This is a genomic window from Novosphingobium sp. BL-A-41-Hi4A-0G, from assembly GCF_055521735.1.
The window spans coordinates 921306-937317 of the sequence record NZ_CM145501.1; the positions used below are offsets into that span (position 1 = coordinate 921306).

Consider the following 16012-nt stretch of genomic DNA (forward strand, 5'->3'; position numbering starts at 1 on the left):
CTCGGCTGCTTCGCGCCCAATCTTGGTCATTGGAGACCGTGCTTCAATCGCTCGAAAGCGGGTTCGATGACGCGTCAGCGATCGATCCAAGGGCGGAGAGATCGAGTGACCCAAATGCCAGGACGGCATCGAGATGGCGCATGACCTGCTCGAAATCGGAGCCCAGCACCGGCGGGCGATCCCCGACCTTTTCAGCAAACGCGCGGTGCAGAAGGACCCGCGAGCGAGCGCTTGGGGTTCGGTAGGCGAACGCGACTTTCTCAGGTGAGTCAAGACCGCGCCGGATCGCGTAGGCCAAGATTTCAAGCACCGCTGGATTTGCGGCGACCTTTTCCTTGGCCGTGAGCGTCTGGCGGATAACCTCTGCGGCCGCAGCGGCGACCATGTAGAGCTGTCGGTTGGCGATCCGATTGATCAGGTCGCGGGTGCGCTTGCAGACCCCAATCTTGGCCGCTGGAACGCCAAGGGATGCCTCGATGCGATAGAAGGGCTCGCCTTTAAGCCACGCAGCCAGCGCGGTCTTGAGCAGCTCCATCTCCGCAGCCGTGCTGTCGCCGCCGGTCTTCTTGCCGCGCGTCACGGCCTTGACCGTTTCGACAGCTGATCCGAACAGCAAGGCATAGCTAGCCCGGTCGGCGATCATGAAGTCGATCAGCCATTCCATCCAACCGCACACGGTAGAGGGCAATGCGTCGATTTCAGCTTCAACTTTTGCCGCAATCGCCGCGAGTGGCTCGACCGAAAGCCCAGTGAAGGCGGCGATCTGCATCACCGGTGCCGACGTCTCTTCGTTGGCGGTATCGAGCGCGGTCTTCAACGCACCGAGCTTTTCGTCGAAGGCGTCCTCCTCCTTGGCTTGCCGTGCTTGGTAGCCGGCGAAGGAACGGCTGATCATCTCAACCGCCTTGTCGACGGCGGTGTCTTCCGCTTCGCCCGCGCGAAGTCGGCTCAGGAGGTAGCGCACACCCGCACCAGAGAGTTCGCCGGCCTGAATGCGGTCAAGCAATGGGGTCAGCGGATCGTCGATCTTCACGCATTGATCGTTCTCTGGCAGCACCGCCTTCAGCATCTTGAAGGCTTCGCTTTCGGGGACCGAGTTGGCGTCGAATTGCACCACGGGTTCCGGGATTAGCAGCACTGTGCCGTTCGCCAGATGGCCAGCCCGTCCCGCACGACCGGCCGCGTTCAATATCTCATGACCTTCGAGCGGTTTGCGGCCTTCTTCATTGTGGCGCATCGTGCCCGCCAGGATGGCGACTTGCGCCGGAAGGTTCATGCCTTGCGCCAGCGTCGGGGTCGCGATGATGACGTTAACGCCTCCCGCCTTCTTGAATACCGATTCCGCGAGCCGCCGCTCGAGCGGGATCATGTCTCCGTTGTGCGGGATTGCGGGCGCGGTTGGGTCGAACAGCGAGCAGCTTGCGGCGCCGAGTTCCGCCACCGCGTCCACCCAGAGACCATTTTCGGTCTCGGTGAGATCGGGTGGAGAGGGCAGCTTGCCGCGAAGGCGCTTCGCCGTGGTCGGCGCGTGGTCGGCTTGCTGGACGAACATGATTGTCTTCAGTCCAGCGGCGGCAGCGCTTTTGGCCAGCGCCGCTCCCACATCATTCGCGTTTGGGCTCGCGCCGCCAGTCCCATGCCCGAGTATGACGGGCACATCAGAAAGCCGCACGAGCCGCGTGTCGGTCGCGACGGTCTTTACCCAGGCATGATGCAGCCCGAACAATGCATAGGCGTCGGCATTGAGGGGTGGTGCCTTATAGGCCGCCTTGAGCCGTTTCTTGCGCCGCACGACCACGTTCGCGGCATCGACTTGCGCCTTCGGATAGATCACCACGCCGCGTGCCTGCCGGCTCGGCTTCCAGGGGTCATGAAAGCCGATGCAGGGACGCCCGGTTATCGTCTCAAGCCAATCCGCCACCTCTCCGGCATTTTTCAGCATCGCCGAGAGCAACAGGAGATCGGCGTTCGGCGCGCGTTTGATGGCGTGGAGCAGGCACAGCATCGCGTCGACGCTCCGGGACCCGCCGCCATCGGGACTCAACAGATGGCATTCATCGAAGACCAGCAGGCCAAGATCGCTCATGTCGGTCTCGGTGAAGCTTAGCAGCGCCAGGCATCGCTCGGGCGTCATCACTTCGATCGATTCGAGCTCCGGTCCGCGGATTAGCGCTGTGAGGTCGCCATCGGCCGACACGACGCTGTCGATCAGACTCTCCGGAAAGCTCTCGGCCAGATCATCACGAAGCTGGTCGACCAGAGCCAAGGTGGGGACGAGGAAGATGACCTTCTTGCCGGCAGACAGGGTCGAGGCGATCTTCAACTCTGAAAGCGTAGTCTTGCCAGCGCCGGTCGGCAGCACCAGCACCGCTGACTTGCCGACATCCAGAAAGTGCGTGGCCACGGCGGATCGGTGGTTCGGCCAAAGCACCGGCTTGCTCGATGCGCGGTGGCGAACCCATAGCTTCCACGAATTCTCTTCCGCACCCAGGGGCGGTGGGATTCGAGTCACGCCAGCGTCCTCAAGCCCGTCCGCGGCGTGGATGAGCAAGCGGGCCAGATGGCGCGGCCCCGCATAGCTGGAGGTGATGTTCAGTCCGGTGTCCGGCAGATCGAGCGAGCGGGTTGCGAGTTCGACCACCCGGGCGAAGGCTTGCTGGGGCGTGTCGAACGGCCGGTAGGCGAGCTCGACAAGGGGCCGATCGAGCAAGCGTGCGACCATCTGCACCAAGCCGCTCCAGCACAATCCATACAGGGCCTGCGTCGCTCGTTCGTCAAAGGGCGCATCGGCCCCAGGTCGTAATCCGGTCAAACGGCCGGCTCGTTCGAGGATCGCTTCAAATCGCTCCAAGGCTAAGTCTTCGACGCTTTCGACCAGAGCGCCGCGATGGATGTCTTCGAGACGGGGGCCGGCGAGGTCACGAGCGGCTTCCCGCGCATCGGGGCTCTGCTCGGCGATCAGGAAGAGGAGCGGTGCCGATACGCGTGGATCGATGGCTCGCGTGGTCAGGAGTTGATCGCGGTCCTCGAGATCCGGACGGATTCTGCCCAGCAGCTGATAGGCGGTCGCTGCGACGAAAGCGGCGGCCCGGCGTTCGTGATCTTCCGCGCCGCTGTCGACGAGCGCTTCGTAAATGGTCGCGATCCGCTCGATGCGTTCGAGCTGAGCGAGATAGTCGGGCTGCTCGGCGAGCGATGCCGCGCGCAGTCTGAGGCCGGCCAGCTCGGCGTAGATTCCGGTCAGTTCTTGCGGCAGCATCGCCGGATCGACGCCCGCAAGAGCGGGCGCGCTCCGGATCAAGGCTGCGGTTTGCGCGTCAAACATCGAACGTCACGATCCTCGCCCAGACACGATCGGCGAAATCGGCAAACCAGGCCCGAACGTCGTCGAGCGGGAGCGTGTTACCGCCGCGCACGTCCAACGACACCTGAAGCGAGTCATAGTCCTTGAACAACGCGACGCATTTGGCCGCCGGAAACTGCGACGGCGAGACGGTCAGAGACGCTTCAAACGCCAGTGGGCGGGTCTGTATAAGCGTGTCATATGCCGTCTTGAGTTCAATTCCGTTGAATCCGTAGCTTTCCAGCAAGGCCAGAACTGCTTGGGCCAACTGATTGTCGCGCTCGCCCGAAATGTACTGGCGGAACGACTTCAGCACCTGACTCTGGAATTTTTGCCGAGCGTGGATCGTGCATTTGTATTCGTAGACCGTCGCTTTTGTGAGCGTCTTCGACGCTTGATCGACCGTAACTTTGACGCCATCGGTGCCTTGGTTGGTCGCCTTGAGATGCGAATTGTCGATCTTCTCGTCGCCCGTCTTGCCCTTGCGGGCAGCGACCCAGCAGATGATCTCGAACAAGAGACCATCGCGATGTTCGATGCCCTTGTCTGTTGTCGGATGCAGGTCCTTGTCGAGCGTCTCTTTCAGCTTTGCCGTGATCTTCGGTGGCACCAATTGCGTGCCTTCGAGGATCAGCGCGGCGTGGAAGGCTTGGCCGACCAACACCAGCGCGACCAGCTGTGCAAGATCGTCGGGGACATCGACGATCCACTGTGCTCCCTCGCATTGGGGGGGCGCTGACATAGGATTTAGGGTGATCGGCACGCTTATCCCAGACTTTCAAGGAACTTTCGGTAATCCTCGATGCCATGCTCTCGCATCGCCTGGATCGCTGCGACGCGGGTTTTTCGATCCAAATCGGTGTCTTCGACGAAGAGCGTGCTCCTTAGCGCGGTGATATGGGCTGCATCCAGCCCGTGATGTTCGGCGCCAGCAATGACAGTCGCGAGGTACCAATCGAAAGGCTGTAGCGCTGGGTCCAGCGAGGTGCCGAGATAGGTGCTGGTCGGAATGGTGGCTCCTTCGACGGCGAAAGCATCGGCGCGCCGGTAGCCAAAACCCACCCCCTCGTGCTGGTCCAAGTGCTCTCGCTCGGCCAGATCAATCTCGAAAATGACGCCGGGAATGGCGGAATTTGGGGCGGAAACCAGTGTCGCCTTGCCCGAACCGTCCTTACTCGCCTTGGAGAATTCGAGGCTCCATGCGCGCGCAACGCCCAGCCCCACGGCCTTTGCCGATGGACAACGGCCAAGCAGCCGTGCTGGCAACATGTTGGAGCCATACGCGAAGTAGAGAAACGTCATCGGCCAAGATTTCATTGAAGAGCACCCTCACGCATATCTGATTAGCCGAGCGGCGGGGAATGACCAATCAGAATAACGTGAGGCCTCGAGCATCCCAAAAAATAGTCTGGAGTATCGAGCGACCTTTTGTCGCGGATCTTGGTGAAACGAAGCGAAAAGCGGCGCCGTCTAATTTCCCTCCGGTCCAATAGCAACTTATCGGACATAGATTGACCTAAGCAGACTGTCCGCAGCCGGCCCAGCTGCAGACATGAGAGGGGAGGAGGCTTTGCCCTGATTGAGCCAGTTGGGCGTCGATGGTCGATGCGCTGGGCTCGCAATCAGGAGTATGTGCCATGATCAAGACGATCCCGCTGAACAAGCTGGTTCCCTCGCCGCGCAATGTCCGCCGCCATAACGACCCGGCGGCCGACGCCGAGCTTAAGGCCAGCATTGCTGCCCGCGGGCTGCTGCAGAATCTCATCGTGCGCCCGGGCGCCAAGGGCAAGTTCGAGGTCGAGGCCGGCGAGCGCCGCCGTAAGGCGATGCTGGCGCTGGCGGACGCCAAGGTCCTGCCCAAGGACCACGAAGTGACCTGCCTCGTGCTCGAAGACACCGCCGAAGGCGCCATCGAGACCAGCCTCGCGGAGAACTTCCATCGCCTGGCGATGAATCCGGCCGACGAGGCCCAGGCCTTCGCATCGCTGATTGAGGCGGGCGCCTCGATCGAGGATGTGGCGCGCCGCTTCGGCCTGACAGTCCGTTTCGTCGAAGGTCGCCTGCGACTCGCCAAGCTCGTGCCGGTCGTGTTCGAGGCGCTGGCTTCGGGCGAAATCACGCTCGATCTCGCCAAGGCATACGGCGCCACTTCGGACCAGGCGATCCAGGCCCGGGTCTTCGAACAGGTCTCGACCGGCTACTATGCCCCCAACCCGGACTCGATCCGCCGCATGGTGCTCTCGGGCACGGTCCGTGGCAGCGACCCCCGTGCCCGGCTCGTTGGACGCGATGCCTATATCGCTGCCGGTGGCCTGATCGAGCGCGAGCTGTTCGATGACGAGGACAGCGAAGCCTGGGCCGATGTCGCGTTGCTAGAGACCCTCGCCGCGGCGAAGATGGAGGAACAGGCCAAGGTCCTTGCCGAAGAGCAGGGCCTCGCGTGGGTCAAACCGACGCTCGATCCCTACGCCAGTCATGACCTCGTCGAGGGCCTGGTACGGCTTCCGGCCGAACCTGCGCCACTGACCGAAGCCGAACTCGCCCGGCTCGATGAACTCGACACTTCCTATGACGAGCATGCCGCGATCCTTGAAGATGAGGACAGCGCCGAGGAAGCCGTGGCCGCGGCCGAAGCGGCAATCGAGGCGATCGAACGCGAGTGTCAGGATATCCGCGCTCGTCGGCCGGTGATCGCGCCCGAGCTTAAATCTGAGGCAGGGATGATCCTCGTACTGTCGCGCGATGGCACGCCGGTGCTCCAGCCGGTGTTCTACGGCGAACGAGAGGTCGACGGCGGAAACGAAGACGCGGTCGAGATCGTGTCGGGCGAAGCCGGGGAGGGCAAGCGCCGCGCAGCGCTGTCGAAGCGCCTTGTCGATGAACTCGCGATGCAGCGCCGCGACGTCCTTGCGCTCCATGTCGCGTCCGATCCCGGTCTCGCGCTTGACCTGATGGTCTTCACGCTCGCCGACGCCGATACGCTCGACTACCGGGCGCGTTCGGCAACGACACTGCGGGGCGGCACACCTGCCGGCCCGATCATCGGGTTTGAGGCAAAGGATGCCGCGGCAAGCGCCTCGCTCGCCGAGTTCAAGTCAGGCCTCGACGAGAACTGGCGTGGCGGCGCGGAAGTGTCGGAGCGGTTCGATCGCTTCCGGGCGCTTTCCGATGAAGCCCGTGCCGCTTGGCTCGGTCACGTCGTCGGCCGCACTCTGGAAGCAAGTCTCAACATGGTCGGCGAGCGCAGGATCGACTTCCACGATCATCTGGCCACGCTCATCGGCATCGACATGGCTGCTTGGTGGCGCCCGACCGCGGCGAACTACTTCGACCGGGTGTCGAAGGCGGTGATCCTCGACGCGCTGGCTGCGGTTGGTGGTCCGGACCTGTCGAGCCGGTTCGCCTCGGTCAAGAAGGGTGATCTCGCGATGAGCGCCGAGCGCGTCTTCGGTGGGACCTACATCACCGAAGTCGAGGTCCGCGAACGCGCGCTCGCTTGGGTGCCCGAGGTCATGCGCTTTGCTGGCGCCGCGCCCGTCGAGGTCGAAGCGGACGATGCGCAGATCCCCGAGTTCACCGGCGAAGCCGTCGCGAGCGCCGAAGGCGCCAACGACGACAATCAGCCCCCCCGCGAGCTGGCTGCCTGACCTCCTCCTGACAGGCAGGCCACTCGCCCCTCCGAAGCGGTCCCTTGGCTTTGCCCAAGGGGCCGCTTCCTTTTTGGGAAGAGAGCGGAGGGAGCTCGATGCTGGGCGGAACTGACCGGCGAACCTGCCGGCAGGCCACATCAGGAGAGCCCTCATGGCCTATCGCAAATCCTCGCCCGGCGGATTGTCTCCCGCGACCCGCATCACCCAGGAGATCATCGCGCGGCTTGAAGCCGGGACCAAGCCGTGGGTGCAGCCCTGGCGCGGCGTGCCCGTGTCGCGGCCCTTGCGCGCTTGCGGCATTCCCTATCGCGGCATGAACGTATTCTGGCTGTGGATGGTCGCCGACATGTGCGGCTACGCCTCGCCTTACTGGATGACCTACAACCAGGCCAAAACCCTCGGCGCCCAGGTCCGCAAGGGTGAGAAGTCGACCATCGCCATTTTCTACAAGAGCTACACCAAGGAGGTCGAGGCGCCCGATACCGGCGAGAAGAGCGACGAGGCGCGCCGGGTTCTGAAGGCCTATCCGGTGTTCAACGGTGCGCCGTAACGGCGGAAATTAAGGAGTGCTATCATGGATAGTTGATCTTGCTGGCTATAGATCATGCCCACTGGACTAACCTCGGCCAGAAATGGCTGCGATCCCGAAAGGGACGGGGAACAATAGCATGTTCAGAAAAGGTCCCGAAACGCCAAAGCCATTTGAGGCGCGAGGGATCAGGGCAAGACGTGTATGGTGAAAGCTATACTGCCTGAACCCCAGTTTGCAGCGGCTGATAACGTGGCGATGTCGCAGAATGGTTGACGCGGCATATCGGAGAGACGGAGGAAAGGGCGTTGAGTTCCTCCACAGCGAGCGGGACTTCCGCGAGCGCGCCAGCCTCTCTGACGCACCCTCTATAGGGAGGGGTAAGTGAACGAACGGGGCACCTAACCACGTCGTATCTCCAATTTCCGTAATTACGGGATGCCCTGAAGCAGGCGCTGGGAAGACCAGCGACCTGTATGGGCACGGAGCCGCCATATTACTCAAATGCCCGGTGTAATGGCCGGGACAGCCGCCGAGCAATCGGCGGACGGTCGGCAGTATAAGCTCGGGGTGACCCGGGCGAAAGCCTAACCGACCGGGGGAAGGGCGGCAGCGACTGCGATCAGACGACCTCAAAAGGAGGTGTGCTAATGCTGCCAGATACCATTGAGAGGGCCGTCAGATCACTCCCGACCGTCATCAGGTCGGGTCGGAAGGTCAATGGCCTCTATCGCCTGCTGAAAAGCCCGCTCTGTAGATTTCCGCTGAGAAGTGACCCGGTAAGGGCATAAATTTCCATTGAGAATTGACCCATGTTTGAACCCGCCCCTGGCTGACCAGTCAGGGGTATCGGGAGTGATCGACATGGATTTATTGAGTGTAATTCGCCGGTGGCGCCTTCGTGATAAGATCCCGCTTCGTGAGATTGAGCGGCGCACCGGTTTGTCGCGCAACACGATCCGCAAGTATCTGCGCGCGGATACGGTGGTGCCGCAGTTCAAGGTACCTGACCGGTCGAGCAAGCTGGACCCGTTTGCTGAGAAGCTGACGGGTTGGTTACAAATCGAGGCTGGCAAATCGCGCAAGCAGAAGCGCACGGCGAAGCAGATGCATGCTGATCTGGCCGTATTGGGCTACGAAGGGTCCTATAATCGTGTCGCTGCCTATGTGCGGGATTGGAAGGCAGGCCGTCTCTTGGCACAGCAGGCCAGTGGCCGCGGAACATACGTGCCTTTGGTTTTCCAGCCAGGTGAGGCGTTCCAGTTCGACTGGAGCGAAGATTGGGCAATTCTTGGTGGCGAGCGTGTCAAGCTGCAGGCGGCCCATACCAAACTATCACACAGCAAGGCGTTCATCGTGCGGGCCTATCCGTTACAGACGCATGAGATGCTGTTTGATGCACTGACGCAGGCATTCCGCGTGCTGGGTGGTGTGCCGCAGCGCGGGATCTTCGATAACATGCGAACTGCGGTCGATAAGATCGGCAAGGGCAAAGCCCGACAGGTCAACGCGCGCTTCACCGCAATGGCCAGCCACTACTTGTTCGAGCCTGCATTCTGCAATCCGGCCTCGGGGTGGGAGAAGGGCCAAGTCGAGAAGAACGTGCAAGATGCACGGCGGCGGCTGTGGCAGAAGTTGCCGAGCTTCCCGGATATCCATGCGCTCAATGCCTGGCTCGAGGAACAATGCATCGCGCAATGGGGTGAGATCCAACATGGCAACTTGCCCGGCACCGTAGCCGATGTACACGCCGCTGAGGTTGGTAGTCTGATGCCGCTGGGGCGGACCTTCGATGGTTTTGTCGAACACACCAAGCGGGTGTCCCCGATCTGCCTCATCAGCTTTGAACGCAATCGGTACAGCGTCCCGGCATCCTTTGCCAACCGCCCGGTCAGCATCAGGATCTACCCCGAGCGGATCGTGGTGGCGGCCGAGGGGCAGATCCTTTGCGAACATGCCAGAATCATTGACCGATCCCACCACACTGGCGGGCGGACAATTTATGACTGGCGGCATTATCTGGCAGTAGTCCAGCGCAAGCCGGGAGCACTGCGCAATGGCGCGCCATTCTTGCAGCTCCCAGAGGCCTTCAAGCAGCTGCAAAGCCAGCTCCTACGTCGTCCCGGCGGAGACAAGGAGATGGCGGAGATATTGGCGTTGGTGCTGCAACATGACGAACAGGCAGTGCTTTGCGCTGTCGAACTGGCGCTGGATGCGGGCGTCGCCACCAAGACCCACGTCCTCAATATCCTGCACCGCCTGATCGATGGTAAGGCTCCACCGGCAGCGCCGATTGACGCACCGCAGGCTTTGCGCCTTGCGCAAGAGCCGTTGGCCAATGTCGGACGTTATGATGCCCTGCGTGAGGGAGGGCTGCGTCATGCGTCATGACCCCGCCAGTGCCGCCGTTGTCGTCATGCTCAAGGCGCTGAAGTTGTATGGCATGGCCCAAGCAGTGGGGGACCTTATCGAGCAAGGCGCCCCAGCCTTCAGTGCCGCAGTGCCGATGGTCTCCCAGTTGCTCAAAGCCGAGATGGCCGAACGTGAGGTCCGCTCGATTGCTTATCAGATCAAGGCCGCCCGGTTCCCAGCTTACAAAGACCTGGCCGGGTTCGACTTCGCATCCAGCGAGGCCAACGAGGCCCTGGTTCGGCAACTCCATGGTGGCGAGTTCATCGACGGCGCTGACAACGTAGTACTGATTGGCGGGCCCGGAACCGGCAAATCGCACATCGCCACTGCGCTGGGAGTTCAAGCCGTCGAACATCACCGCAGAAAAGTGCGCTTCTTTGCCACGGTCGATCTGGTCAATGCGCTCGAACAGGAAAAAGCAGCCAACAAGGCGGGGCAGATTGCCGAACGTCTGCTCAAGCTCGATCTCATCATCCTTGATGAACTGGGCTATCTGCCGTTCAGCCCATCAGGCGGAGCTTTGCTGTTCCACCTGCTCAGCAAATTGTACGAACGCACCAGCGTCGTGATCACCACTAACCTCAGCTTCAGCGAATGGGCCGAGGTATTCAGCGATGCCAAGATGACCACAGCCCTGCTGGATCGGCTAACCCATCATTGCCACATCATCGAAACTGGCAATGACAGCTTCCGGTTCAGGGCCAGCTCTGCCTCACCAAAACCACGAAAGGAAAAATCACCAGCTTGACCCAAAACCCGCTCTGCGGGACATACCATCACCCGGGTCAATTCTCGATGGAAATACCGGGTCACTTCTCAGCGGAAATCTACATTCGCGGTCAAGAAACTGGTATTGACGAAAACTGCCGCTGCGTTCGAGCGCACCGGTCACGCGGAACGCGGCATCACCGCCAACAATCACCCGGCCGACGTCGAATTCGCCGCGCTTGGTGTCCCAGCTTCCCGCCGACAGCGTGAACGAGGCGACGTTCTCGCCAGGTTTGCGCGTGACGCGGTTGATAAGGCCACCTGACGAGCCGCGGCCGTAAAGTACCGCTGCGGGGCCTTTGACTACCTCGATTCGCTCGACGTTGGAGAGATCTCGGAAGTAGAGCGCATCGTCACGGAAGCCGTCGACGAACTGGTCGGAAATGGCGCTGAAGCCGCGGATCGTCACCTGGTCGCGCTGGCCGTCACCGTGGCTCATTCCGACGCCTGGCACATTCTTTAGCGCGTCCTGGATCGACAGCGCGCGCTGATCGCGCAGTACTTCTTCCGGTACTACGTTCACTGCCTGGGGAATGTCGCGCAGCTCTGCCGGGATTTTGGCGACGCCCGTATCCTTCGGGGCGTAGCCGTCCTTCAAGCCGGTGACGATGATCGTGTGCTGGTCCGCGTCCGCTCCCGCAGCGTCAGCCTCGGCGGCATTCGCTGGGACACCAAGGGCATTAAAAAGGGCGGCCATGGCCGACATGGTCGCAAGTTCGATTCTCATTGATGATTCCTCCTGTCGGCGCTACCGCTACTGCTAATGCGAACGCGTCGCAATAGCATTTCTTAGGCAAGGGGGATTCGAGCACATGCAGCGGCCATGGCGAGCTAGTCAGCGCATCAAGCGACTGGTGGTACTCGCACACCTGTGGTTGGGCCTGACGGTTGGCGCGGTCTGGGCCTTACAGGGACTTACAGGAGCACTGCTCGTATTTCATCGCGATCTCGACCGATCCGCGTTAAGCACCACATTCGGCCGGTCACGCTCGCTCGATGATCTGGTGGTGCAGGCGGGCAGGGCACTTGATGAACGCCCCGAGTCCATCGGCCTGTACTACCCTGACGAATCGGTACTCGGGGTCACATTCAACGACCGCGAGACTGGCAAACGGACGGTGCTACTGGACGCAGCTTCAGGCAGGGTCCTCGGCGTTCGTGAGCGTACGCCGGTCGGCCCAGACGGTCGGAATTTCTGGCGCTGGGTCTACAATGTCCACCACTCGTTTCTGCTGGGCGAGCGCGGCGAATGGCTGCTGGGCACATCAGGCCTGCTGCTGCTGACGATGGCAGGCAGCGGGGTCTGGCTGGGATGGCCACGCCGTGGCCAGTGGCGCGCCGCATTCTCGGCAGGACGCTGGCGCACGCGGGTCCAGAAGCTCTTCGGCTTGCATCGCGCTATCGGGTTGGTCGCCGCTATTGCGCTCGCGCTCTTGGCAGTCAGCGGGGCAATGATGGACTTCAGTAAGCCGCTGCGCGCCTGGGCGCAGCGCCATGCCGGTTATCAGCCCCCTTTCCGGCCAAAACCGGTTCCGTTGCTGGAAAAGACCATCGGTGCGGACCGGGCGCTGGCGCTGGCAATCAATGCACTTCCAGATTCGTCACTGACTTCGGTGAGCCTGCCGACCCCCAAATCCCCGGTCTATCAAGTGCGCCTGCGGCGTCCCGGGGAGTGGCGAACCTGGTCTGGCAGCAGTTTTGTAGTGATCGAAGCGGGAAGCGGCAGGATACTTTCCACCTACGATGCGGCAAACGGGCCTTTGGCCAACAGGATACTGGACAGCGCCTTTCCTGTGCACAGCGGGGAGGCCGCCGGGCTTCCCGGACGCATACTGGTAGCTCTCGCAGGCCTGTCTCTGCCCCTCCTCTATGCCACTGGACTCTGGGCTTGGCTTCGCCGGCGTCGCATCAACAAATCGATCAAGGCCTGCGAGGCATCTAATCCGATCAACACTGGATTTGCGGCTTAGGACTGTTCTATTGTCAGGTGGGCAATCTCGTGAACATCGGTCAGCCGCGACTGAACCTCATCTCGTTCGTCGCCGCGCACCGAAACTATCGCCACGTGCGTCCGGGGCCGACCGCCAGACGTGCAGATCCGTCATCCGGGCTTCACTGGATGTTCGGCTGGCTCGCGGATTTCGCCCTCGATGTCGACCCGGTGGGCGTCTAGCAGAACATAAGCTGTTTCCCGCAGCGATAATTAGGATCAGATTGCGATCCACAGCTGCCCTACTTCTCGCGCGAATTGCCGCGCCGATACCGTAGGACTAGCGCCGGCAGAAATAGCAAGCTCATGATGGTCGAGGTGATTAGGCCGCCGAGAATGACCAGCGCCATCGGTCCCTGGACTTCGCGGCCCGCCTGGCCGCTCTCCAGCGCTAGGGGCAGCAGACCAAGCGCGGTGACGAGCGCGGTCATGAGGATCGGCGTCACGCGCTCCTCGGTCGCGCGAAGAACTGCTAAAATCCCGAACTCCATCCCTTCCTCTTCGACCAACTGGTCGACGTGCGATACCAGTAGGATGGCATTGCGCGCGGCAATGCCAAACAGGGTGACGAACCCCACCAGCGCACCGAGTGAGAGTACGCCGCCGCTCATGCCGATCGCGGCTACGCCGCCGACCAGAGCAAACGGCGTCCCCGCCAGAATGAGAAGTGCCGGTCGCCATCCGCCAAAAGCCAGAATGAGCAGAGCAACGATGCCGATTCCCGCGATCGCGACATTGAACGCAATCTGCCGAGTTGCGGCCTTCTGTCCCTCGGCAACCCCCGAGAATGACAGCGACACGCCGGGCGGCAGCTTGACCTTGGCGGCAATTGCGGCGCGGGCGTCCCGGGCGAAGCCGGCGGCATCCTTGCGAGTCGGATTGGCAGTGACGACTTGGCGGCGCTGTCCACCCTCGCGGGCAATCGTGCTACGTCCCTCTTCAAGCGTGATCGAGGCGATGTCCGACAAGCGCACGGTCGAACCGTCTCCCGACCTGACGAGCAGGCGCGCGACGCTCTCCGGGTCCTGGCGCAGTTCGGGCGGCAAGACGAGCGCGACGTCAGTAACGCGGTCGGCCTCGGCAACCTCGCCCGCGACATGGCCCTGGAAGGCGATCTCGATCGCGTCGTTGGCATCCGCTGGGGTGACACCATAGGCAGCCATGCGGCGCGGATCGAGGGCGATTGCCAGTACTGGCGTTCCGGGCGGCGACTTGACCTTGACGTCGGCCGCGCCCGAGACACTAGAAATTGCCCGGGCAATGTCGCTGGCCGCATGGTCGAGTGCGTCGAGATCGGGGCCATAAATGCTTACGGCGAACTGCGCAGTCTCGCCACTGAGCGATTCGCCGATCCGGTCGCCAAGGAAGGTCAGGGTCGCCGATTGCAGCGCGGGGTACTTGGCCAGCGTCGTCCGGATGGCATCGACAGCACGAACCTCGCTGCCCGCCCCGCCGGGCTTTAGCTCGACATGGACCTCGGTCTGGTTCGGTGGGAACGGGTCTTCGCCCGCTTCGGCGCGACCGATCTGCTGTTCGACTGTAGCGATTTCCGGAATGGCGAGCAGGTCTTTCGACAGGTGCGCGCCAGTCTCGCGCATCCAGCCTATCGAGGCACCTACTGGCCCATTGACCTTGAGCACGTAGTGCCCCTCGCGAAAGGCAGGGAGCAGTTCGCCGCCGAACGCCATCAGTCCGGCAATCCCGATCAGGCTGGTGACCAGCGTCGCCACCACAACGCCATGCGGCTTACCGCAGATCGCCTCCAGGCGACGGCGGTGCCAATCCTTGGCGCGAACGAGGAACGTAGGTTCGGGATGCGGCTCGGTCTTGCCGAGCAAGAGCAGCGCCAGCGCCGGAGTGATCGTTACAGCAACTGCCAGCGAGGCGAGGACCGCGAGCAGGAACGACAGCGCAAGCGGCGCGAAGAAAGCGCCCTGCAAGCCGGTAAGGAAAAGGATCGGGGCGATCGTCAGCGCGAGCAGGTAGGTCGCATAGACGACCGGCGCGCGCACTTCGACCGTAGCGTCAGAAATGATCCCCCGACGTCCAGCCGGCGATGCCCCGCGCAGGCGGCGGACGATGTTCTCTACGCCGACCACCGCGTCATCGACCACCACGCCGAGCGCAACGGTTAGGCCGCCCAGAGTCATGGTATTGATCGTCTGGCCCATCGCATAGAGCACAATCAGCGCGGCGAGCAGCGACAGCGGGATCGAAACGAAGGCGATCAGCGCGACCCTTAGGTTGCGCAGAAAGGCGAACAGTACCAGCCCGATCATGGCCGCGCCAATCAGGAGATCGATCGACATTCCGTGGAGCGCGGTCTCAATGAAGTTCGCCGGGCGGTGCAACGCCGGGTAGACCCGAATGCCCTGTGCCGCGAACACGGGTTTCATGTCGGCAAGGGTTGCCTCGACCGCGCGGGTCGCTTCGAGCGTGTTGGCGCCGTATTGGCTCGACAGAGAAACGAGGACGCCGGGCCGCCCCATCACAAGCGCATCGCCGAACTGCGGTCCGGCGGCGAGTGTTACGTCGGCAAGGTCGCGCAAAGCGATCGAACCGCCGCTGCCGGCCGGGATCAGCGCGGAGCCCAGCGTTGACGCGTCGATCATGCCGTTTGTCGGGCGAACGAGAATGCGCTGATTGGCTGTCTCAGTGAAGCCGCCGCCGCGTACCGCGGTCAGCGCAGCGATGGCGTTTGAGACTTCAGCAAGTGAGACTTGGCGGGCAGCAAGCTCGGCCGGACGAAGTCGCACCTCGAAGCGCGATCCCGCCGAACCATAGACTGTGGCCCCGGCGACGCCTCGTGTCGCCAGAAGGCGCGGGCGCACGGTCCAGTCGGCGAATGCGCGCAACTGACGTGGATCGAGTTTGTCGCTGACCAAGCCGATCTTGATGAGGTCCATGGTCGAGGAGGTGAGGGGCGAAAGCCTTGGCGCTGCCACCCCTGTGGGTAGCGAGCCGGTCGTGCCTGCCAGCGCCTCAGCGATCACCTGTCGCGCGCGCAGCGGATCCGAGCCTTCGCTGAAGATGACGCGGATCACCGAGAGCCCTTGCGCCGAATCCGAGCGCACCGCTTCAACGCCATTGGCACCGTTTATGGCGTTTTCGAGCGGCCGAGTGACCAGCGCCTCGACTTGTTCCGCCACGAGTCCAGGGGCCTCGGTTTGTACCGTGACCTGCGCGGGAACGAACTCTGGAAAAACATCGTAGCTGGCCCGCTCGACTACTACGACGCCGAAGACCAGCAGGAGAAGCCCCGCGCATACCACCATCCAAGGGTAGAGCAGGCACCAGCGAACCAGACGATCGAGCATGGC

The 16012-nt window shown here is 62.4% G+C and carries 10 protein-coding genes and 1 pseudogene; 6 read left to right on the top strand and 5 right to left on the bottom strand.

What is annotated here, in order from left to right:
• Positions 1-43: 43 nt before the first annotated feature.
• The 3 genes from ACZ1JX_RS04470 to ACZ1JX_RS04480 are packed head-to-tail and all read right to left on the bottom strand — an operon-like array spanning position 44 to position 4645.
• Complete coding sequence (locus ACZ1JX_RS04470; RefSeq protein ID WP_465125582.1) at positions 44-3325, bottom strand: DEAD/DEAH box helicase; 3282 nt, start codon at positions 3323-3325, stop codon at positions 44-46.
• The gene (locus tag ACZ1JX_RS04475) at positions 3318-4106 is read right to left on the bottom strand and encodes a hypothetical protein (protein ID WP_465125583.1); all 789 of its coding nucleotides are present in this window, start codon (positions 4104-4106) and stop codon (positions 3318-3320) included. Before ACZ1JX_RS04475 ends, ACZ1JX_RS04470 begins: the two co-directional genes overlap by 8 nt.
• Before the next feature lie 2 nt (positions 4107-4108).
• The gene (locus ACZ1JX_RS04480; RefSeq protein ID WP_465125584.1) at positions 4109-4645 is read right to left on the bottom strand and encodes a gamma-glutamylcyclotransferase family protein; all 537 of its coding nucleotides are present in this window, start codon (positions 4643-4645) and stop codon (positions 4109-4111) included.
• A 335-nt stretch (positions 4646-4980) separates the two neighbouring features.
• On the opposite strand from ACZ1JX_RS04480, the gene ACZ1JX_RS04485 reads away from it, so the two are divergent.
• The 4 genes and pseudogenes from ACZ1JX_RS04485 (at position 4981) to istB (ending at position 10682) form a co-directional block, all read left to right on the top strand.
• A complete protein-coding gene (locus ACZ1JX_RS04485) occupies positions 4981-6990 on the top strand; it encodes a ParB/RepB/Spo0J family partition protein (RefSeq protein WP_465125585.1) in 2010 nt (669 codons plus the stop codon).
• Between the two features lie 154 nt (positions 6991-7144).
• A pseudogene (locus tag ACZ1JX_RS04490) lies at positions 7145-7531 on the top strand (ArdC-like ssDNA-binding domain-containing protein); the annotation flags it as partial.
• A gap of 855 nt (positions 7532-8386) precedes the next feature.
• A complete protein-coding gene (gene istA, locus ACZ1JX_RS04495; RefSeq protein WP_277788710.1) occupies positions 8387-9913 on the top strand; it encodes an IS21 family transposase in 1527 nt (508 codons plus the stop codon).
• The gene (gene istB, locus ACZ1JX_RS04500) at positions 9903-10682 is read left to right on the top strand and encodes an IS21-like element helper ATPase IstB (RefSeq protein ID WP_086740912.1); all 780 of its coding nucleotides are present in this window, start codon (positions 9903-9905) and stop codon (positions 10680-10682) included. Before istA ends, istB begins: the two co-directional genes overlap by 11 nt.
• On the opposite strand, the gene ACZ1JX_RS04505 is transcribed toward istB, so the two are convergent.
• Positions 10671-11408: a TonB-dependent receptor gene (locus tag ACZ1JX_RS04505; protein WP_465125586.1), complete on the bottom strand. Its 738-nt coding sequence runs from the start codon at positions 11406-11408 to the stop codon at positions 10671-10673. The genes istB and ACZ1JX_RS04505 overlap by 12 nt on opposite strands.
• A 169-nt stretch (positions 11409-11577) precedes the next feature.
• Between ACZ1JX_RS04505 and ACZ1JX_RS04510 the strand changes: the two genes are divergently transcribed.
• Both ACZ1JX_RS04510 and ACZ1JX_RS04515 read left to right on the top strand, forming a co-directional pair.
• Positions 11578-12672: a PepSY-associated TM helix domain-containing protein gene (locus tag ACZ1JX_RS04510; protein WP_465125587.1), complete on the top strand. Its 1095-nt coding sequence runs from the start codon at positions 11578-11580 to the stop codon at positions 12670-12672.
• Positions 12673-12689: 17 nt separating this feature from the next.
• Positions 12690-12875: a hypothetical protein gene (locus ACZ1JX_RS04515; protein WP_465125588.1), complete on the top strand. Its 186-nt coding sequence runs from the start codon at positions 12690-12692 to the stop codon at positions 12873-12875.
• 59 nt (positions 12876-12934) lie between these two features.
• On the opposite strand, the gene ACZ1JX_RS04520 is transcribed toward ACZ1JX_RS04515, so the two are convergent.
• Entirely contained in the window at positions 12935-16009 is a 3075-nt protein-coding gene (locus ACZ1JX_RS04520; RefSeq protein WP_465125589.1) for an efflux RND transporter permease subunit, read from the bottom strand.
• Positions 16010-16012: the final 3 nt, after the last annotated feature.